This window comes from Cyclobacterium xiamenense (genome assembly GCF_900109255.1).
GTDB lineage: Bacteria > Bacteroidota > Bacteroidia > Cytophagales > Cyclobacteriaceae > Cyclobacterium > Cyclobacterium xiamenense.
In genome coordinates, this window is record NZ_FNZH01000001.1 from 658,800 (window position 1) to 676,140 (window position 17,341).

Here is a 17,341-nt window from a genome sequence, read left to right on the forward strand (position 1 = left end):
CGGTATTGGGTCAAATCAATCTTTTTTCAAAACCTTTTTTACCGGTTGCGCTGAAATAGCCTTTGCATCCAAAAAAACACGTGCATTTTTCTGATTGGCTTTCGCCAAATCATTGATCCACAACCCCTTTTCAATCCAGACATCAGCCATTCACCCATTTTGGCTAAAGCCGGGGTTTCTCTCTTCCAATAATAGGAATGGGTTGAAGCCGCATTCCTATTGGGGGATGATCATTTAGAACCAGGATTCTTTCAATCAATCGCCTACTGCTTCAGCTGTAGGCAAAAAAAAGCCCCTCATCTATCGATGAAAGGCCTTTTTCCGTTAATTTACTCAACATTTACGGCAATGGTTTGCTTCGAAAAACCATCAGTTTCTCCCGGCTCATTTCGTGCATGGAGTAGGGGATGCCGCCCATTCCCTCTCCGGAGGCATCCCTGCCTCCAAAAGGCATCCAGTCTACCCGGAAGGCGGTATGGTCATTTACCATCACTGCGGTCGCATTGAGCTGCTGTACGGTGTCCAGTGCCAGGTCAATGTTTTTGGTAAAGACAGCGGCCTGGAAATGATAGTCCAGGCTATTTGCCTGTTGGATGGCAGCTTCCCGGTCGGTATAGCTGTACACACACACCACCGGACCGAAAATTTCCTCCCGGGATACACGGGCGTCAATTGGCGGATTAAACAAGACGGTGGGTTCAAAACAGGTATCGCCAATGCGCTTGCCGCCACAAAGCAGTCGGGCACCTCCATCTACCGCTTCTTGCACCCATTCTTCCACCCGGTCCACCTCTCCGGTGCGGATCAGCGGGCCTACCTCGGTCGCCTCCTCCAAGGGGTCGCCTACCTTCAGTTTTTTGGCCGCCACGGCCATGTCCTCCGCCAGTTTTTCGGCAATTTCGGCTGCTGCAAACACTTTCTGCACCGAAACACAGACCTGACCGGCGTGGTAAAATCCACCCTTTACCAGTAAGGGCAACATGTCTTCCAAATCTGCATCGGATGCCACGATCACCGGAGCCGCTCCCCCGTGCTCCAGGGCACAGCGGGTGCCAGGGGCCAGTTTGGACTTTAGGTACCAGCCGATTTTTGCAGAACCAATAAACGACAGGTAATTGATGCGCTTGTCGGTGGCCAGTTTTTCGGCCAATTCATTGGAGCAAAGAATGGGTTGCACCCAGCCCTCCGGAACGCCCGCTTCTTTCAGTATGTTCACCAGGGCCAGGCAGCTGAATGGGGTATTGCTGGCTGGCTTGACGATCACTGGGCATCCAGCCGCAAAAGCCGTAACCGTCTGGTGAACAATCAAATTCAGGGGATGATTAAAGGCAGAGAGGGAGGCCACCACACCAATCGGTTCTCGCATGGTAAAGGCCAGCCGATTGACCGAGGATTCGGTAATTCCCATCGGGATTTGCGTTCCCTTCATCTGAGAGATCTCCTCAGCGGCGATTTTGACCCCATTGATCGCCCGAAGCACTTCCACTTTGGAATCCGCGTACGGTTTACCGCCTTCGCGAGCTGCCGTCCGGGTCAATTCTTCTACACGGCTTTCCATAAGTTCACGCGTTTTCTCCAGGATGGCGATTCGCCGATGGGCGGGAATCCAGGCTTTTCGGTCGAGAAACAAGGCATAGGCTTTTTCCAGCACTTTTTCCAGTTCGTTTTCGTTGATTAGCGGTAGTGTATCGATCAGTTGTCGGTCGTAGGGAGCATATACCTTTAGTTGGTCACTCATAATTTCGCTGTTTTTTCTTTTAGTAATACATTTAAAATGGGGTGATTCAGGGAATAATCAACCTGCAAATCGATCAGGTGCACCCCCGGGCTTTGCAGGGTTTTATCCAGTACCTGCTGCAATTCCTGATCACTCTCTGGACGGTACCCATGGGCACCGTAACTTTGTGCATACTGAACAAAATCCGGATTCTTGAAATCCAGGCCAAAATCTTTGAATCCCATGTCTTCCTGCTTCCATTTAATCATCCCGTAGGACTGATCATTCAGGACGATCACTACCAGGTTGAGTCCCAGGCGAACGGCAGTCTCCAGTTCCTGGGAATTCATCATAAAGCCACCGTCTCCACACACGGCTACCACTTTCTTGTCTGGGTAAAGCAGGTTTACAGTCATGGCCGAGGGCAATCCGGCACCCATGGAGGCCAGCGCATTGTCCAGCAAAAGGGTCTTGGGCTGGTAGCAGGTGTAGTTACGGGCAAACCAGATTTTGTACACCCCATTGTCCAGGGTGATGACGTCCTTGTCGCCGAGTTTTTTGCGCAGGAGGTTTACCAGTCGCTGGGGTAGGGTAGGAAAACGCTCGTCTTCAAAATACTTGCTCAAATGGCCGGCTACTTCTGCTTTTACTTTTTGGTAGAAGGAAAAATCCCAGTTGCTGGTTTTGGTAATTTTTTCGGTCAGTTTTTGCACGGCAGTGGTGATATCTCCCACCACATTGAGTTGGGGGAAATACACCGGATCCACTTCCGCCGGGGCAAAGTTGACGTGAATGACCTTTTTACCACCTTTCTTCATAAAAAACGGTGGCTTTTCGATCACGTCGTGGCCGACGTTGATGATCAGGTCGGATTCGTCCAAAGCGGCATGCAGGAAATCGTTGCTGGAAAGAGCGGCAGTGCCCAGGTATTGGGGATGCCGTTCGTCGATGACCCCTTTGCCCATTTGGGTTGTGAAGAAGTAAATACCGCTCTCGTTTACAAAATCAGCCAGGGCATCGCAGGTTACTTTCCGGTTGGCCCCGGCTCCGATTAGCAACAAGGGCATTTTGGCTTGTTTGATCAGGTCCACGGCCGCTTCGATCGCCGCATCGTCCGGTTTGGGAATGATATGCCCGACCACCTCGAATACGGTATCTTCCGTTTCTTCCTGGGCAATGTCTTCGGGTAATTCCAGGTGTACGGCACCGGGTCTTTCCTCGGTAGCCAGCCGAAAGGCCTCCCGAATATTGGAAGCTATGACACTACCATTGACAATTTGTTTCGTGTATTTGGTGATGGGACGCATCATGTCCACCACATCGATGATCTGGAATCGAGCCTGTTTACTTTTCTTGATGGGTTTTTGTCCGGTAATCATCAGCATGGGCATGGCACCAAGTTGGGCATAGGCGGCAGGAGTTACCAGGTTGGTCGCTCCGGGACCCAGGGTAGCCAGGCAAACGCCCGGCTTGCCGGTCAGTCTTCCGTAGGTGGCCGCCATAAACCCCGCGCCTTGCTCGTGCCGGGTAAGGATCAGGCGAATGGAAGATTTGCTGAGTGATTCCAGCAGGTCCAGGTTTTCCTCCCCCGGTACGCCAAAAATATATTCCACCCCTTCTTTTTCCAGGGCTTTTACAAATAAATCGGATGCTTTCATAGGGTTTCGTTAAAGAGAAGTATAAACTTAAAAAAATAAAGGCACTTATAATAGTTTACCGGGATGGGATACGGGAATGCCTGTATCAAGGTAGCTCAAATGGATCGAATTGGGGCAATGCCGGCGAGAGATCGACAGGGGAGAAATTTTCTTAACGGTTTCATCACATACTCCAGCAGAAAATTGTAAAAAAATCAGATATCTTGGGAATCGGATTAGCTGAAAGGTAACACAAACGTATAGGCAAAACGCTACCTATGAACAAAGGCAGGCTGATAGCATTCAATGGACCGGGAACTAACCTGGAAATCCGAAGCGAAACGCTTGGAGAACTGGACCCGGCATCGGTGCTGGTAAAAAATCTGGTTACAACGATCTGTGGGAGTGATCTGCATACCTTTACCGGTGTTCGAAAAGAACCCTGCCCGGTGGTATTGGGGCACGAGATCGTGGGTACCATCGTAGAAATTGGGTCGCAACACAGCGGTCGGGACTATTCCGGCGAAAAGCTGGAGCCGGGCGACCTGGTTACCTGGACCATTTTTTCCAGCGATCCTTCATCCCAACTGGCCAAGGAAGGAATTCCCCAAAAAGGCGCCGATTTGTTTAAATATGGACATGCCCAACTTACCGAAAAGGAGCAGTTTCATGGAGGCCTGTCCGAATTTTGCGTCCTTAAGCCCGGAACAGGAATTTTGAAGCTGCCGAAAGAACTACCCCTGGAATTGGCAGCGACGGTCAATTGCGCTGTTTCTACGGCGGCCGGTGCCGTTCGCCTGTCGGGCAACCCGAAGGGCAAGCGGGTCCTGATCTTTGGGGCAGGAATGCTGGGCATTACCTGTGCTGCCATGTGCCGGGATGCGGGTGCAAAATGGGTGGGGATGGTAGATGTGTCTTCGGAACGGCTAAACAGAGCCCTGAAATTTGGTGTGGATGCGATTTTTGAAAGCGGGAACCGTTCCGTCGCCTTACTCGCAGAATTAGCGAAAACCAGTTCCGGAAAGGGGATGGATCGGGTATTTGATATGAGCGGGGCACCGGAGGCCATGGAAGTAGGGTTAGGTGCCCTGGGTATCGGGGGAGTCGCTGTTTGGGTGGGGGCTGTTTTTGCTACCAGAAACGTGCAGGTAAACCCAGAAAACCTGATTCGAAAACTGATCACCATTCGCGGCCTTCACAATTACAATTACGAAGATTTTGTCTATGGCCTGGATTTTATGCGCAGGAACTGGCAGCGGTTTCCCTTTGTATCCGTAGTGGAAAAAACATTTGATTTCGAGCAGGCTGAAGAGGCATTTGCCTATGCCCTGGCACATAAACCCCTGCGGGTAGCCATCCGCATCCATCCAACAATCTAAGTGGCAGCTGTAACGAATTTTCGAAGGGATCAATGGACCATGTTGCTCGCAACCATGTTCTGCTACCTGTTTTTTTATACAGGAAGGCATAATTTTGGCTGGGCAGCAACGGAAATGGCAACAGACCTGGGGATTTCCTATGCGATGATTGGCTGGATTAGCGCTGCCATGCTTTTTGGCTATGCCTTCGGTCAGTTTGTCAACGGCAACCTCGCCGACCGGTTTAGTCCGCGGAACATGATCGTTTTGGGAGCACTTCTCTCTGTCGGGGCAAATGTAGCCATCAGTTTTGGTACGACCTATACCTACATTCTCGTGTTATGGGCGTTGAATGGCTATTTTCAGTCCATGGCCTGGGCACCCGGGAGTCGGCTGATTTCCAACTGGTGGGAGCGGGAGGAGCGAGGGAAAGCCTTTGGATTGTACACCATGGCTGCGGGAAGTTCGTCGGTGGTGACGTTTTTACTATCGATTTTGATTCTTCAGAATGGGATCCCCTGGCCTTATCTGTTTCGACTACCGGTGCTGTTCCTTTTATTTGCCGCCATCGTGTTTTTTCTGGTGGCCCGCAGCAAGCCCTCCCAAAAAGGCTACCCGGATTTGTATCCGGACTTACCGAATCAGCCGACCATTTCCTGGATGGAGCGGTACCGGGTGGTGCTGAAAAACAAACGCTTTCTGCTTACTTCCCTATCCCTGGGCTTCGAAAGTATGGCTCGCTATGGATTGCTGGTTTGGGTGCCGGTACATTTTCTTGGTACGGTTTCCACCGATGGGGAAGAAAGCCTTTGGGGAAGTTTGTTGTTACCCATCGGTATGGCCTTGGGTGCCTTTTCTTTTGGAATCTTGTCGGATAAGGTTTTTTATGGCAACCGGGTCCGATCGATTGGTATGGGCATGCTGCTGGCAGCCGGTACCATGCTGGCGATCTATTTGACACCACCCGAAAACTGGCAGCTGGGTGCAGTGTGGATGTTTCTGGCTGGATTTTTTGTATACGGGCCGCAAGCCAACTTCTGGCCGCTGAGTCCAGAGATATTGGGTGAAAAATTCGTTGGAACGGGCGTGGGAATCATGAATACCAGCGCTTACCTTTTTGCCGCGATGGGGGAACCGATACTGGGTAAAATCATCGATAGCTCTGGTAGCAGCACGCCGGTTTTTCTGGCGCTGGCTGTTATTTGTTTTCTTTCCGCCGGAACCATTCAACTAAGCAGTTACGCGGCCAAGCCCGTTGTCCACTCGGAAATCACTTAAGTGCCCATTTTTAGCTTAGTAGTCAGAATTACCGCGTAGGGGGGTCTCGACGACTTCCGGCAGATCCCAGTTCGGTTGTAAGACCTACCCCTGATGGCACTTCCTAGGCCATGCCGAGTCTTCTTTGTAATCGCCAAATGGAATCCAATTTAGACAAATTTCCAGAAGAATAAAGTAGTAACCTGGCGATTCCGACCAGCGTGGGGAGTGAGGGGGCTCAGGAATTTAACTTTTTACAGGCCAGTTGCCGAATACTAACCTAGCGTTCAGGAAATCAAACGAATCCATTTAAAATTACTGAAAAATCCTCCCCGCTAGATTGGCGGAGGCTATTAGGTACTTGCTAATATCCCGGTCGGTACATGCCCACCATCAGTGCGTCCAGAATTTTTGCGATTTCCTGAGGAGCTGTTTTTTCTTTTAGGTACCGATGGTTGCCAGCGGGGTCTGCCTCCCAGGCATTGGAGCCGTCTTCGTAGACCTTTACCTTTCCCCGTTCGCTCAGTTCCCAATAGGGTTTATCCGAAAGCGCATACAGCAAGGCCGCCTGGTCCCAGCTTTGCCGACCAAAAAACGAGTTGTACAAGGCATAGGCCCGGTGTACCGGATGCGAATCGGGCAGGCTGTGCTCTAGAAAATCACTACCCGTGATGATGGCATTGCCAATTTCCCAACCGGCAAACACCACGTCTCCAGGCCAATTGTCCACAGCAATACGGGTGGATTCGGGGTCAGGCCGGTAGAAATTGGCTTCTTTTCCTTGGGGAAACTGCCCACCCATGCAGGACCAGAGTCGTACCTTTTGGCGAACCAACGCGTTGCCAGTCAGGGGGCTGATGCTGTCCGGGGGCGATTCGAGCAGGTTCCGGATATTGGTCAGGTGTCCAATGCTGACCAACACCACGCTTTGATCTGCGGCTGCTGTCAATAGCTGCCGGTACAAAACGGTGGCATCCAACGGTTGCTTGCCGCCGGTTGGAAATTCGCTGGCCAGCGCTTTGGTATAGCGGGAGAAACTCCGGAGGGGGATTCCTTTTTCCACGCCTACCGGAATTTCCGGCCGTTCGTAAAAGGTATTGATCACAGCGGCGCAGGCAGCGGCATGGGTATCGTCGCTGGTGACAATAATCCCCAGAATCTGTACACGATGGTTTGCTTCCAGCGTATGCAGCATGGCCAGGGCGCCCACATCGTCTACATCCGAATCCAGATCGGTATCCAAAATGACATTTATTTGCCCCCAGGCGGGGAGAAAGGCCAGGGAAAGCAACAAAGTCAGAACAAGCAGGTTAGTTTTTAGCGATTTCATGGGATTGTTGGGTTTCCGGAAAAAGACGGGAAACGAGCAGGATGCAAAGCAGACTGCTCACCATGGCAAAGGTACGAAATGGGAACTGAATACCCGCTACGGGATCTTCCATGGGATAGGGTAAAAAGGGAGGTATTCCGAAAATGGGTTCACCGCCGCCAAACCGCAGCACTAAGCCGACAACGATACCGGTCAAGGCTCCCTTTCGGTTGCTTCTTTTATCGTACAAGGCCAGCAGGAGTTGCGGAAACAGAATGACATACACCAGGTCAGCACAGAGGTACCAAAGGTCGTACACACTTTGAAGGGTCAGGGCCAGCCAGGTGGCAAGTGCTCCGATTCCAAGGATGGCCCATCGGATGGTAGCCTTGATTTGCTTATCGCTGCAGCCGGGACGCAGCAGGGGCCGGTACAGGTTCCAGGTAAATAGGGAAGCGGCGGAAAGCACCGAAGAATCTACCGAGGACATGACGGCAGCTGCTACGGCACCCAAACCCAACGCGGCGATCAGAGGCGGCGTCATTTCCAGCAGTACATAGGGCAGTACCATAGTTGCTTCCGGTGCCTCACCCAAGGTCGAACTGCTCCAATCAAACCCTACTCCGGCGAGCCCGATTAGCACTGCCGGAATGGCCATCAGGGCACAGCAAACTCCCCCATAGATGGAAAGGCGAATGGCGGATCGGTCGGAGCTGGCAGATAAAACCCGTTGGAAATAAACTTGCCAGGGGATGCCCCCCATCACGAGCAACAGGGCAAAATCCAACCATACCCAGATTTCATTACCCCAGCTGGGATCGTTCCCCGTAAATGCATTCAGCGAAGGAAAAAGCCGAAACCCATGACGAATGGCCTGATCGTATTGTGCCAGTGCCTGGTCTAATCCACCGACTGTATCCAAAGCAAAGGGAATACTGATCCCCAATCCAAGGAGGATAAACACCAATTGTACGACGTCCGTATAGGCTACTGACCAAAGCCCGCCCAGCATGGTGTAGCCAACGGCGATGGCGGCGGAAACCAGAATGGAGGTTTCCAGGTCCAGTCCGAAGATGGTTGCAAAGGTAATCCCCAAAGCGGCCAAGATGGCTGCACTCCAGAAAATCTCCCCAATCAAGGCGGGAATAAACAGGATAGCGGCTGTTTGTTTTCCGTATTTCCGTTCGAATACGTCGATAAAGGTGGTGAATCCAAAACTGCGGATTTTGCGGGCAAAGAACAAGCCACCCAGAATCAGGCTAAGCGCATAACCCCAGGGAGCCTGCGCCCAAACCAATCCGCGGGCACTGTCAAATACCGCTTCACTGGTTCCGATAATGTAGCCGCCTCCCACCCAGGTAGCCGTCATTGTAAAGATACCGATCCAGGCCGGCATTTTTCGTCCTGCCAGGAGCATGCCTTCGGAACTGCTGTCTCCGGATTCTTTTCTACTGGCGTAATAGCCGGTCAGTAAAATGATCAGGTAAAAGAAAACGGTGACGAATATGCCGAGACTTGTGGTATCGATAGTTTTGGAGGTTTATTTCCCGAACCAGTTGAGGGGTTGGGGGTTGAAGTTTTGATAAATGTGCTTGATTTCCTGAAATTCCTCCATGCCGGTGGTACCTAGTTCCCTTCCCAGCCCCGATTGTTTGTAGCCTCCCCAGGGAGCCTGGGTGAAATAAACATTGAAGTCATTGACCCATACGGTACCAAACCGTAGTGCTTTCGAAACCCGGGAAATTCGATCCGGGTCGCGCGACCAAAAGCCTCCCGACAAGCCATAAATGGTGTCGTTGGCCCGAGCTACCGCTTCCGCTTCCGTCTCAAATTTTTCCACATGGACCACGGGACCGAAGATTTCTTCCTGTACAATACGCATATCCGGCCTGCATCCGATAAGCAGGGTCGGTAAGTAAAAGAAGCCCTTTTCCAATTTGGGATCGTTGTCCGGCTGTTGTCCGCCACAAACCAACACCGCCCCTTCTTGGATGGCTCTTTGTACGTGATGGGCTACTTTTTGACGCTGATCGGCGGAAATAAGTGGCCCCATCTGGGTGCTTTCTTCCATCCCGTTGCCCAAACGGATATTCCGGATTCTGCTTTCCAAATGGGCAACTACCCGATCGTGTAGGGAGGCGTGTACCAGCACCCGGGTTCCTGCCGAACAAATTTGCCCGGCGTGGAAAAAGACCCCGTTCAAAATAAAATCGATGGCTGTTTCCCAATCCCCGTCTTCAAACAGGATGTGAGGATTTTTCCCTCCCAATTCCAGGGCTACCTTCTTCACGTTTCCAGCGGCCGCCTGCATGATTTTTTTGCCCGTAACCACGCCTCCGGTAAAGGAAATCATGTCCACTTCCAGGCTTTCGGCCAACTCGGCGCCAACCGTGGAACCGGGGCCGGTCACCGTATTGATGACTCCTTTTGGAAAGCCCGCTTCTTCGGCCAGGCGGGTCCATTCCAGGGTACTCAAGGGTGTGAGTTCACTGGGCTTGATCACCAGGGTACAGCCGGTAGCGAGGGCCGGGGCAATTTTCCAGGCTGCTTGCAGCAAGGGGTAATTCCAGGGACAAATCATGCCTACCACGCCAACCGGTTCTTTTTCCAGCCGGCTTTGGCTGTGAGGATTTGGACTGGCGATGATTTCCCCTGCGTGCTTGTCCGCCAAACCTCCATAGTAGCGAAAGATACCCGCGATATCGTCCATGTCCCACAGGCTTTCGGTATAGGTCTTGCCGGTATTGAGCGTTTCCAGACGCGCCAGGTTTTCTTTTTCGGCAGCAATGCGCTCTCCCAGTTGATAGAGCAATTGCCCTCGCTCCGTGGGAGATAGCTGCTCCCAGTCCGCTCCCTGAAACGCTTCGCGGGCGCTCCGGATCGCTGCCCGGGCATCGGTCCGGTCACCTTCGGCCACCGTGGCAATGGCTTGTTGGTCAAAAGGGTTGATGATTACGCGCTCCAGCCCGGCTTGTCCGGTTACCCAGGAGCCATTAATGAAAAAAGGTTGAACTGCCATTAATGCGAAAGGTGATTTTTTTCTACTTCCGGAGAATGCGTATAATAGGGAACTTCCTGAGCTGGCTCGGGACTGTTTCCCAGTAAACTATCGGCTGCTTTTTCGGCGATCATGATTACCGGGGCATAGATATTACCGTTGGTAATGGCCGGCATGACAGAGGCGTCCACCACACGTAGGTTTTCGAGCCCGTGTACGTTAAGATCGGCATCCACCACCGATAGCTCATCGTAGCCCATTTTACAGGTGCAACTGGGGTGGTAGGCGCTTTCTCCCTCCCGCGCCACAAAGTCCAGAATCTCTTCATCCGTTTCAACCGAGGGCCCGGGCGACAATTCATTGCCGCGCAGCTCGTCGAAAGCGGCTTGGTTGATCAGGTTTCGGGTACAGTGGATGGCTTCGATCCATTCTTTTCTTTCTTGCCGGGTAGACAGGTAATTGAACAAGATACTGGGGTATTCACTGGGATCGGCCGACTTGATTTTCACATGTCCCCGTACATCGGTATTCATTGGGCCCACGTGGAGCTGAAATCCATGTCCTTCGTTGGGGGCGGAGCCATCATAACGTATCGCGATGGGGAGGAAATGGTACTGCAGATTGGGGTAGGCCACCTCCGCGTTTCCACGAATAAAACCGCCGGCTTCGAAATGATTGCTGGCACCAATTCCTGTTTTGTTGAAGAGCCATTCCAGCCCGATTTTGGGCTGGTTGTAAAATTTAAGGGAAGGGTAGAGGCTAACCGGCTTTTTGGCAGCCCATTGCACGTAGACTTCCAGGTGGTCCTGGAGGTTTTCTCCCACACCCTTCAGGTCTGCTACGACGGGAATTCCCAGTTTCTTGAGTTCATCGCCGTTGCCTACACCAGAGAGCTGAAGGACCTGAGGCGAGTTGATGGCTCCTCCGCTGCAAATGATTTTATTTCCATAAACTACCTGCTTTTCTTTTCCTTTCACAAATTCTACCCCGATGGCCCGATTTCCTTCAAACAAGATGCGGGAAACGGTAGATTTGAGGGAAATGGTGAGGTTTTTTCGGTCTTTTACCGGGTGAATGTAGGCCCTTGCGGCGTTCCAGCGCTTCCCTTTATAGATGGTTGCGTCAAATTTTCCGAAACCCTCCTGTTGGTACCCGTTGACATCATCGGTCAGCGGGTAGCCTGCTTGTTGGACGGATTCAAAAAAGGCATCAAACAAAGGGTTGTCGCATTTAGGCGTGGTGAGATGCAGCGGTCCGCCCACGCCCCGATACGTATCCCCGCCGATGAGCCGGTTTTCCATCCGCTTGAAATAGGGAAGACAATGCGCATAGCTCCAATTTTCCAATCCATCCATCGCGCCCCATTTTTCGTAGTCGAGTGCGTTTCCGCGAATGTAAATCATGCCGTTGATGCAGCTGGAGCCTCCCAGTACCTTGCCCCGGGGCTGGTAAATCCTACGGTTGTGCATGTAGGGTTCCGGGTCGGATTCGTAGCCCCAATTGTAGAAATTATTGGAGAGCGGGTAGGTGAGGGCTGCCGGCATGTGGATGCGAAAATCCCAGGCATGGTCCATTCTCCCTGCTTCAATGACGAGTACGTTGTTTTCGGGTTCGTTGCTTAGTCTATTGGCCAGTACGCTTCCGGCAGAGCCACCTCCAATAATGATAAAATCATACGTGTTATTCAACCTTACTAATTTTTTGTACAAATCGATTTTTATTCCCAGGTGTCGGGTGTCGGGAATTTGCCGGACTGGCTTGTTTGCGATCAGTTACCCGATGGCATTACCCGAACGATTCCTTTCCCTTCGATGCCGGCGTAGATATAGCCGTCGGGGCCCATTACGACGTTTCGCACCCTACCCATACCGTCGATCACCTTTTCTCGCTTGGTGACGGTAGTGCCTTCCAGCGTTAGTTTTTCCAGGTAGGCAAAACTCAACGAACCGACCAATAAATCCCCCTTCCAAGAAGGGTATCGGTCACTGGTGACCACGGCAAACCCACTTGGCGCGATGGACGGTACCCAGTAGTACAGGGGTTGCTCCATGCCGGGTTTGGATGTCTCTTCGGTAAATACGGTACCGTTGTAATTGATACCGTAGGATATTACGGGCCACCCGTAATTAGCCGCTTTTTTTACCACATTGATCTCGTCACCTCCCCTGGGACCGTGCTCGTGCACCCAGATTTCACCCGTTTCGGGGTGTACAATCATTCCCTGAGGGTTTCGGTGTCCATACGAATAAATGGCTTTTTTGGCATTCGCTGTGTTGACAAATGGGTTGTCGTCGGGTACTTTTCCATCGTCGTGCAATCGGTACACTTTCCCACCATCCCGGGTGATGTCTTGAGGGTTTTCATCCCGGGCACCCCGCTCACCAATGGTAAAAAATAAGTAGCCGTCTCTGTCAAAAACGATCCGGGATCCGTAATGCTGCCCCTTTTCGGTATTCGGCGTGGCCTTGTACAGTACTTCCAGATTGGTTAGTCGCGTTCCGTCCAGCTGTGCCCGGCTGATGGCGGTATGTGCGCCACTTCCTGGTCCTTCGTCAGAAGAGTAGGAGAGGTATAGCCAACCATTGCTGGCATACTCCGGATGGAGCGCGATATCGAGCAATCCGCCCTGCCCTTTGGCCCATACCTCCGGCACGCCGCTGATTTCGGTTTTCGTTCCATCCTTAAAATGAATCAATTCTCCGGACCTTTCGGTAATCAGCAGGCCGCCGTCCGGTAAAAAAGCCATTCCCCAGGGTAATTTTAGTCCTTCTACTACCGGTTCGACGGTATAGTTGTCCCATTGAGGATCAGTTACTTCAGGACCATTGGGAGGGGTTTGGCCCATACAGGCCACGTACAGACTGACCATCAATACGGAAAGGAATAGTGATTTCATAAAGGATAGATTTGAATTTTATAGCTAAATAAAAGTCCAATTTAACCGGAAAATAGCTTCTAAACAAATGTTAAGCCAGTAGTTCGGCCTGCAAACGCAGTACCCGGTCTTCGATACTCTCTGAACTGAGGCTATTTCGGCTAAGGCGGTCAACCATGATGGGAAAGGCAAACGGGCTGATTCTCGGGGTGGTAACGAGGTGAATCTTTTGCGAGTTGATGCGTTCGATGACCTTTTCCAGCCGGCTTTTTTCCATCTGCACGTGCAGCACTTCGTTTTTTGCCTGTTTGAGCAGCAGGTTTTCCGGGTCATAGGTTTCAAACACGCCATAAAGAATCCCCGAGCTTGCCTGCAAATGCCGGGTTTGTATGCCTTTGCCTGGGTATCCCTGAAACACCAGTCCGGCGATTGCCGCGATTTCCCGAAAACGCCTCCGGGCCATTTCGCTTGCGTTGATTCCTGCGAAAATGTCGTCCATTAGCTGATCGGAAGAAAATAAATCTTCTTCCAGCGCTTCCGCTATCGGGATGGGGCTTTCAGACAGCAGTTCAAAGCCATAGTCATTCATGGCAATACTCAGGCTTATCGGATTGCTGACGCTGATGCGGTAGGCCAGTAGGGCTGCCAATACTTCGTGCACAAACCGACCTTCAAAGGGAAAGAAAAACACATGGTAGCCCTCCCTGCTTTTGCAGGTTTCGATCAAAAGGGACTGCCGATCGGGAATTCTGGACAAGGATTGTTGTAGCGCCAGGATGGGTTCGATGGTGCGTAGTTCAATGGAATCTTCCCGGTGATCGGCGGCTTTTTGCAATTCGATCCGAATCAATTCTGCCAGTCGGGAAGAAAGGGGCATGCGCCCTCCCATCCAGCGGGGAATGGTACCGGTTTTTTTCGTGGATCGGCGTACCAGCGCTTTCATCTCTTTGATTTGCACGAACTCCAGGCTTCGGCCGGCAAACCAAAAAACGTTCCCCGGTTTTAGTTTGGAAATAAAGCTTTCTTCGACCGAGCCTATGTATCCCCCGCGCAGGAATTTTACCTGAATCATGGGATCGCTGACGATCGTACCCATGGATAATCGGTGCCGCATGGCTATTTTTCGGCTCGTTACCCGGTACAGGCCATCGGGCAGGATCTCCACTTTTGAAAATTCCTCGTAGCTACCCAAGGCCCGGCCCCCTACCGTGATAAATTCCAACATCCACTCGAAGGATTCCTTGCTTAAATTGCGAAAAGCGTAGGCATTTCGGATGACCGGAAATACTTGTTCCGGAAAAAACCCTTCACCCAGTGCGAGGCTTACCAAAAATTGGATGAGCACATCGTAGCAGTTTTCCAACGGGACTTGCTCTTCGTAATGGTCTTGCTGTATGGCCTGTCTTAATGCGCTCGCCTCGATAAGTTCCAGGGAATGGGTAGGGACGAAATAGATATGGCTGGTGGCTCCTGGCTGATGCCCGGCCCGGCCAGCGCGCTGCACAAAGCGGGTTACGCCCTTGGGGCCGCCCACCTGAATGACGGTATCCACCGGCCGGAAATCCACACCCAGGTCCAGGCTACTGGTGCACACGACCAATTTGAGTTTCTTTTCATGCAGTGCTTGCTCTACCCAAGCCCGCACGGATGGATCCAGCGAACCGTGGTGCATGGCCATGATGCCTGCCCATTCTGGTTTCGCCTCCAGAATTTTTTGGTACCAGATTTCGGTTTGGGAGCGGGTATTCGTAAACAACAACACGCTTTGGCTATCTTCGATCACCGGAAGGATTTTCGGGATCAGTTTATTGCCGAGATGCCCCGCCCAGGGATAGCGCTCCACTTCATCTGGCAAGACGGATACGACATGAATTTCTTTTTTGATTTTCGAGCGCACAATGAGCTCGGCTTGCTGCTCGCCCAACAGCACCCGGTGGGCTTGGGAAAGGTTGCCAATGGTCGCCGAAATACCCCAAACCTTGAGCGGTTTGGGGGTTAGCGTACGGATATGGCTGAGCGCAAGTTGTACTTGTACCCCTCGCTTGTTGGCCAACAGTTCGTGCCATTCGTCCACGACGATGGCTTTCAGGTTTTTAAAGAGTTCCGGATGGTCCTTTTGGGTGAGCAGCAAGTGCAGGCTCTCGGGCGTGGTAATCAGGCATTCGGGCATGGATTTCTTTTGCTTTTGCCGCTCGGCCGTCCCGGTATCTCCGTTCCTTACGCCAATGCGCCAGGGCAGGCCGATTTCTTCGCAGACCCGTGTCATCGCTTGTTGAATGTCCTGGGCCAACGCCCGTAGCGGAGAGATCCAGATGACTTGCAAGCCGTTTTTCTGCGGTTTTTGCCAGGTAGTAGGATGGTCACGCAGGTATTCCATCAGTACCGGCATGAATAGGGCCAGGGTTTTGCCGGATCCGGTTGGGGCATTGAGCAGGCCACTCTGTCCTTGTAAATAGTGCTTCCAACAGGCATGCTGAAAATCAAACGGGGTCCATCCCTTCGATTCGAACCACTTTTCTGCCCAGTTACTTTCCATATTTTTCCAATAAAAGCTGTAAATCCTCCAGGGTGTTGGCACTTTCAATGGATTTGTCCCGTCGCCAGCGGTGAATTCGGGGAAACCGCAACGCTATGCCTGACTTGTGCCTGGGGCTTTCCTGGATACCCTCAAAGGCAATCTCAAAGACCAGACCTGGTGTCACGGTTCGAACCGGGCCAAACCGTTCCCGGGTATTTTTCTTTACATAGGCATCCACGGCTTTCATCTCCTGATCTGTCAGCCCGGAATAGGCTTTAGCAAACGGAACCAATGTGTCTCCGTTCCAAACCCCAAAGGTGTAGTCGGAATACAGGTTGGCCCGGCGTCCATGGCCTTTCTGTGCGTAGATCATCACCCCATCGACGGTCAGGGGATCAATTTTCCATTTCCACCAACCGCCCCGTTTTCTTCCTGTTTCGTAGCTGCCGTCTTTTCTTTTCAACATCAAACCCTCTGCTTTTACCGACCGCGATTGTTCCCTCAGTGCTGCCAATTCCGCCCAGTTTGAGTCGGTGAGCACCTGGGAGAGCTCCAGGTTTTCCTTGGGCATGGAATGGATCAATGCCGCTAACGTCTCTCGTCGTTTCCACAATTCCCAGTGACGCACATCCTGTCCCTTCCATTCGAGCAGGTCGTACGCCATAAAGGACACCGGAGCCTCTCGAAGCAGCCGCGCACTTACGTTTTTTCTACCCAAACGTGTCTGAAGCAATCCGAAAGGAAGCGGGTTCCCATTTTCAAAGGGCATGATCTCTCCATCCAGTACCGTTCCCTCCGGCAGATTCTTCCCCATCTGCTCCAACTCCGGGAATTTATCCGTTATCAATTCTTCCCCTCTGGACCAGATAAAAACCTCTCCCTTTCGCTGGATCAGTTGCCCACGGATACCGTCCCACTTCCATTCGGCCAGCCAATCCGAGCGGCTGCCTGGTAAGGCTTCCGTTCCTTCCAGTGGATGAGCCAGGTAAAAGGGGTAGGGGCGGGAGCGATCCGAAGATAGGTCCGCTTCAAACAATAAATCGGTGAATGTGGTTTCCAAGGGGCTCCAATTCCCCATGATGCGGTGGGCCAAGGCGGATTTTTCCATATCAAAGGTACTTGCCAATGCCCGGGTAATCAGCTGCTGACTCACACCGATCCGAAATCCCCCGGTAATGAGTTTATTAAAAACCAGCCGTTCTTCGCGGTTTAGTTTATTCCATGCGCTTGCTATTTCACGTTTTTTGGAATCCTCGTCCTGGCTCTTGAGCTTTTCCAGAAATTGAATCCACTCGTGCAAGGACCGCTCGGAACGCTCGGTATTATCTGGCAAAACCAAGGCAATGGTTTCGGCCAGATCGCCTACGGTTTGGTAGGATTCTTCAAATAGCCAATCCGGGATACCTGCCCTATCGCAGCACCAGTCCCGGAGTTGCCGCGTTGTCACCGTTCTTTTGGGTCGTTTGTGCGTAAAAAGTGCCAGCGTCCACAAGCGGTCCTGATCCGGCGCCTGGGCAAAATAGGCCTGCAAAAGCCCCAGTTTATCCCCTGTTTTATTGGTTTGATCGAGTTGAGCGATCAGGTTCGAAAAGCGCTTCATGTGGTTTTTATGATTTTCCTCACTTATTTTCACAAATTCAGGTGTTTCATAAACCAATATTTTTATTTGTTC

11 protein-coding genes are annotated in these 17,341 nt (G+C 51.8%); 2 read left to right on the forward strand and 9 right to left on the reverse strand.

Translation table 11 applies throughout. The features are described 5' to 3' along the window. Window positions 1-340: 340 nt before the first annotated feature. Window positions 341-1,738 carry an aldehyde dehydrogenase family protein gene (locus BMW71_RS02330; protein WP_092168915.1) on the reverse strand — a complete coding sequence of 466 codons (1,398 nt, stop codon included), beginning with the start codon at window positions 1,736-1,738 and terminating at the stop codon, window positions 341-343. Beyond that, window positions 1,735-3,375, reverse strand: a complete 1,641-nt coding sequence (locus tag BMW71_RS02335; RefSeq protein WP_092168918.1) for an acetolactate synthase large subunit — start codon at window positions 3,373-3,375, stop codon at window positions 1,735-1,737. The genes BMW71_RS02330 and BMW71_RS02335 overlap by 4 nt, the downstream gene beginning before the upstream one ends. A gap of 257 nt (window positions 3,376-3,632) precedes the next feature. On the opposite strand from BMW71_RS02335, the gene BMW71_RS02340 reads away from it, so the two are divergent. Further along, on the forward strand, window positions 3,633-4,733 hold the full coding sequence (locus BMW71_RS02340; protein WP_092168921.1) for a zinc-binding dehydrogenase: 1,101 nt from the start codon (window positions 3,633-3,635) through the stop codon (window positions 4,731-4,733). Further along, entirely contained in the window at window positions 4,734-5,990 is a 1,257-nt protein-coding gene (locus BMW71_RS02345; RefSeq protein ID WP_244891052.1) for an MFS transporter, read from the forward strand. A gap of 343 nt (window positions 5,991-6,333) precedes the next feature. Here BMW71_RS02345 and BMW71_RS02350 read toward each other — a convergent pair whose 3' ends face one another. The 7 genes from BMW71_RS02350 to BMW71_RS02380 form a co-directional block, all read right to left on the reverse strand. Continuing rightward, a complete protein-coding gene (locus tag BMW71_RS02350; RefSeq protein WP_092168928.1) occupies window positions 6,334-7,299 on the reverse strand; it encodes a nucleoside hydrolase in 966 nt (321 codons plus the stop codon). Beyond that, entirely contained in the window at window positions 7,280-8,806 is a 1,527-nt protein-coding gene (locus BMW71_RS02355; protein WP_317041126.1) for a high affinity choline transporter 1, read from the reverse strand. Before BMW71_RS02355 ends, BMW71_RS02350 begins: the two co-directional genes overlap by 20 nt. A 12-nt stretch (window positions 8,807-8,818) precedes the next feature. After that, the gene (locus tag BMW71_RS02360) at window positions 8,819-10,297 is read right to left on the reverse strand and encodes an aldehyde dehydrogenase family protein (protein ID WP_092168934.1); all 1,479 of its coding nucleotides are present in this window, start codon (window positions 10,295-10,297) and stop codon (window positions 8,819-8,821) included. Then, window positions 10,297-11,964, reverse strand: a complete 1,668-nt coding sequence (gene betA / locus BMW71_RS02365; RefSeq protein ID WP_092168937.1) for a choline dehydrogenase — start codon at window positions 11,962-11,964, stop codon at window positions 10,297-10,299. The genes BMW71_RS02360 and betA overlap by 1 nt, the downstream gene beginning before the upstream one ends. 80 nt (window positions 11,965-12,044) lie before the next feature. Beyond that, window positions 12,045-13,172 carry a PQQ-dependent sugar dehydrogenase gene (locus tag BMW71_RS02370; protein WP_177179557.1) on the reverse strand — a complete coding sequence of 376 codons (1,128 nt, stop codon included), beginning with the start codon at window positions 13,170-13,172 and terminating at the stop codon, window positions 12,045-12,047. A gap of 70 nt (window positions 13,173-13,242) precedes the next feature. Further along, the gene (locus tag BMW71_RS02375; RefSeq protein WP_092168940.1) at window positions 13,243-15,687 is read right to left on the reverse strand and encodes a ligase-associated DNA damage response DEXH box helicase; all 2,445 of its coding nucleotides are present in this window, start codon (window positions 15,685-15,687) and stop codon (window positions 13,243-13,245) included. Further along, on the reverse strand, window positions 15,677-17,269 hold the full coding sequence (locus BMW71_RS02380; RefSeq protein ID WP_092170181.1) for an ATP-dependent DNA ligase: 1,593 nt from the start codon (window positions 17,267-17,269) through the stop codon (window positions 15,677-15,679). Before BMW71_RS02380 ends, BMW71_RS02375 begins: the two co-directional genes overlap by 11 nt. Window positions 17,270-17,341: the final 72 nt, after the last annotated feature.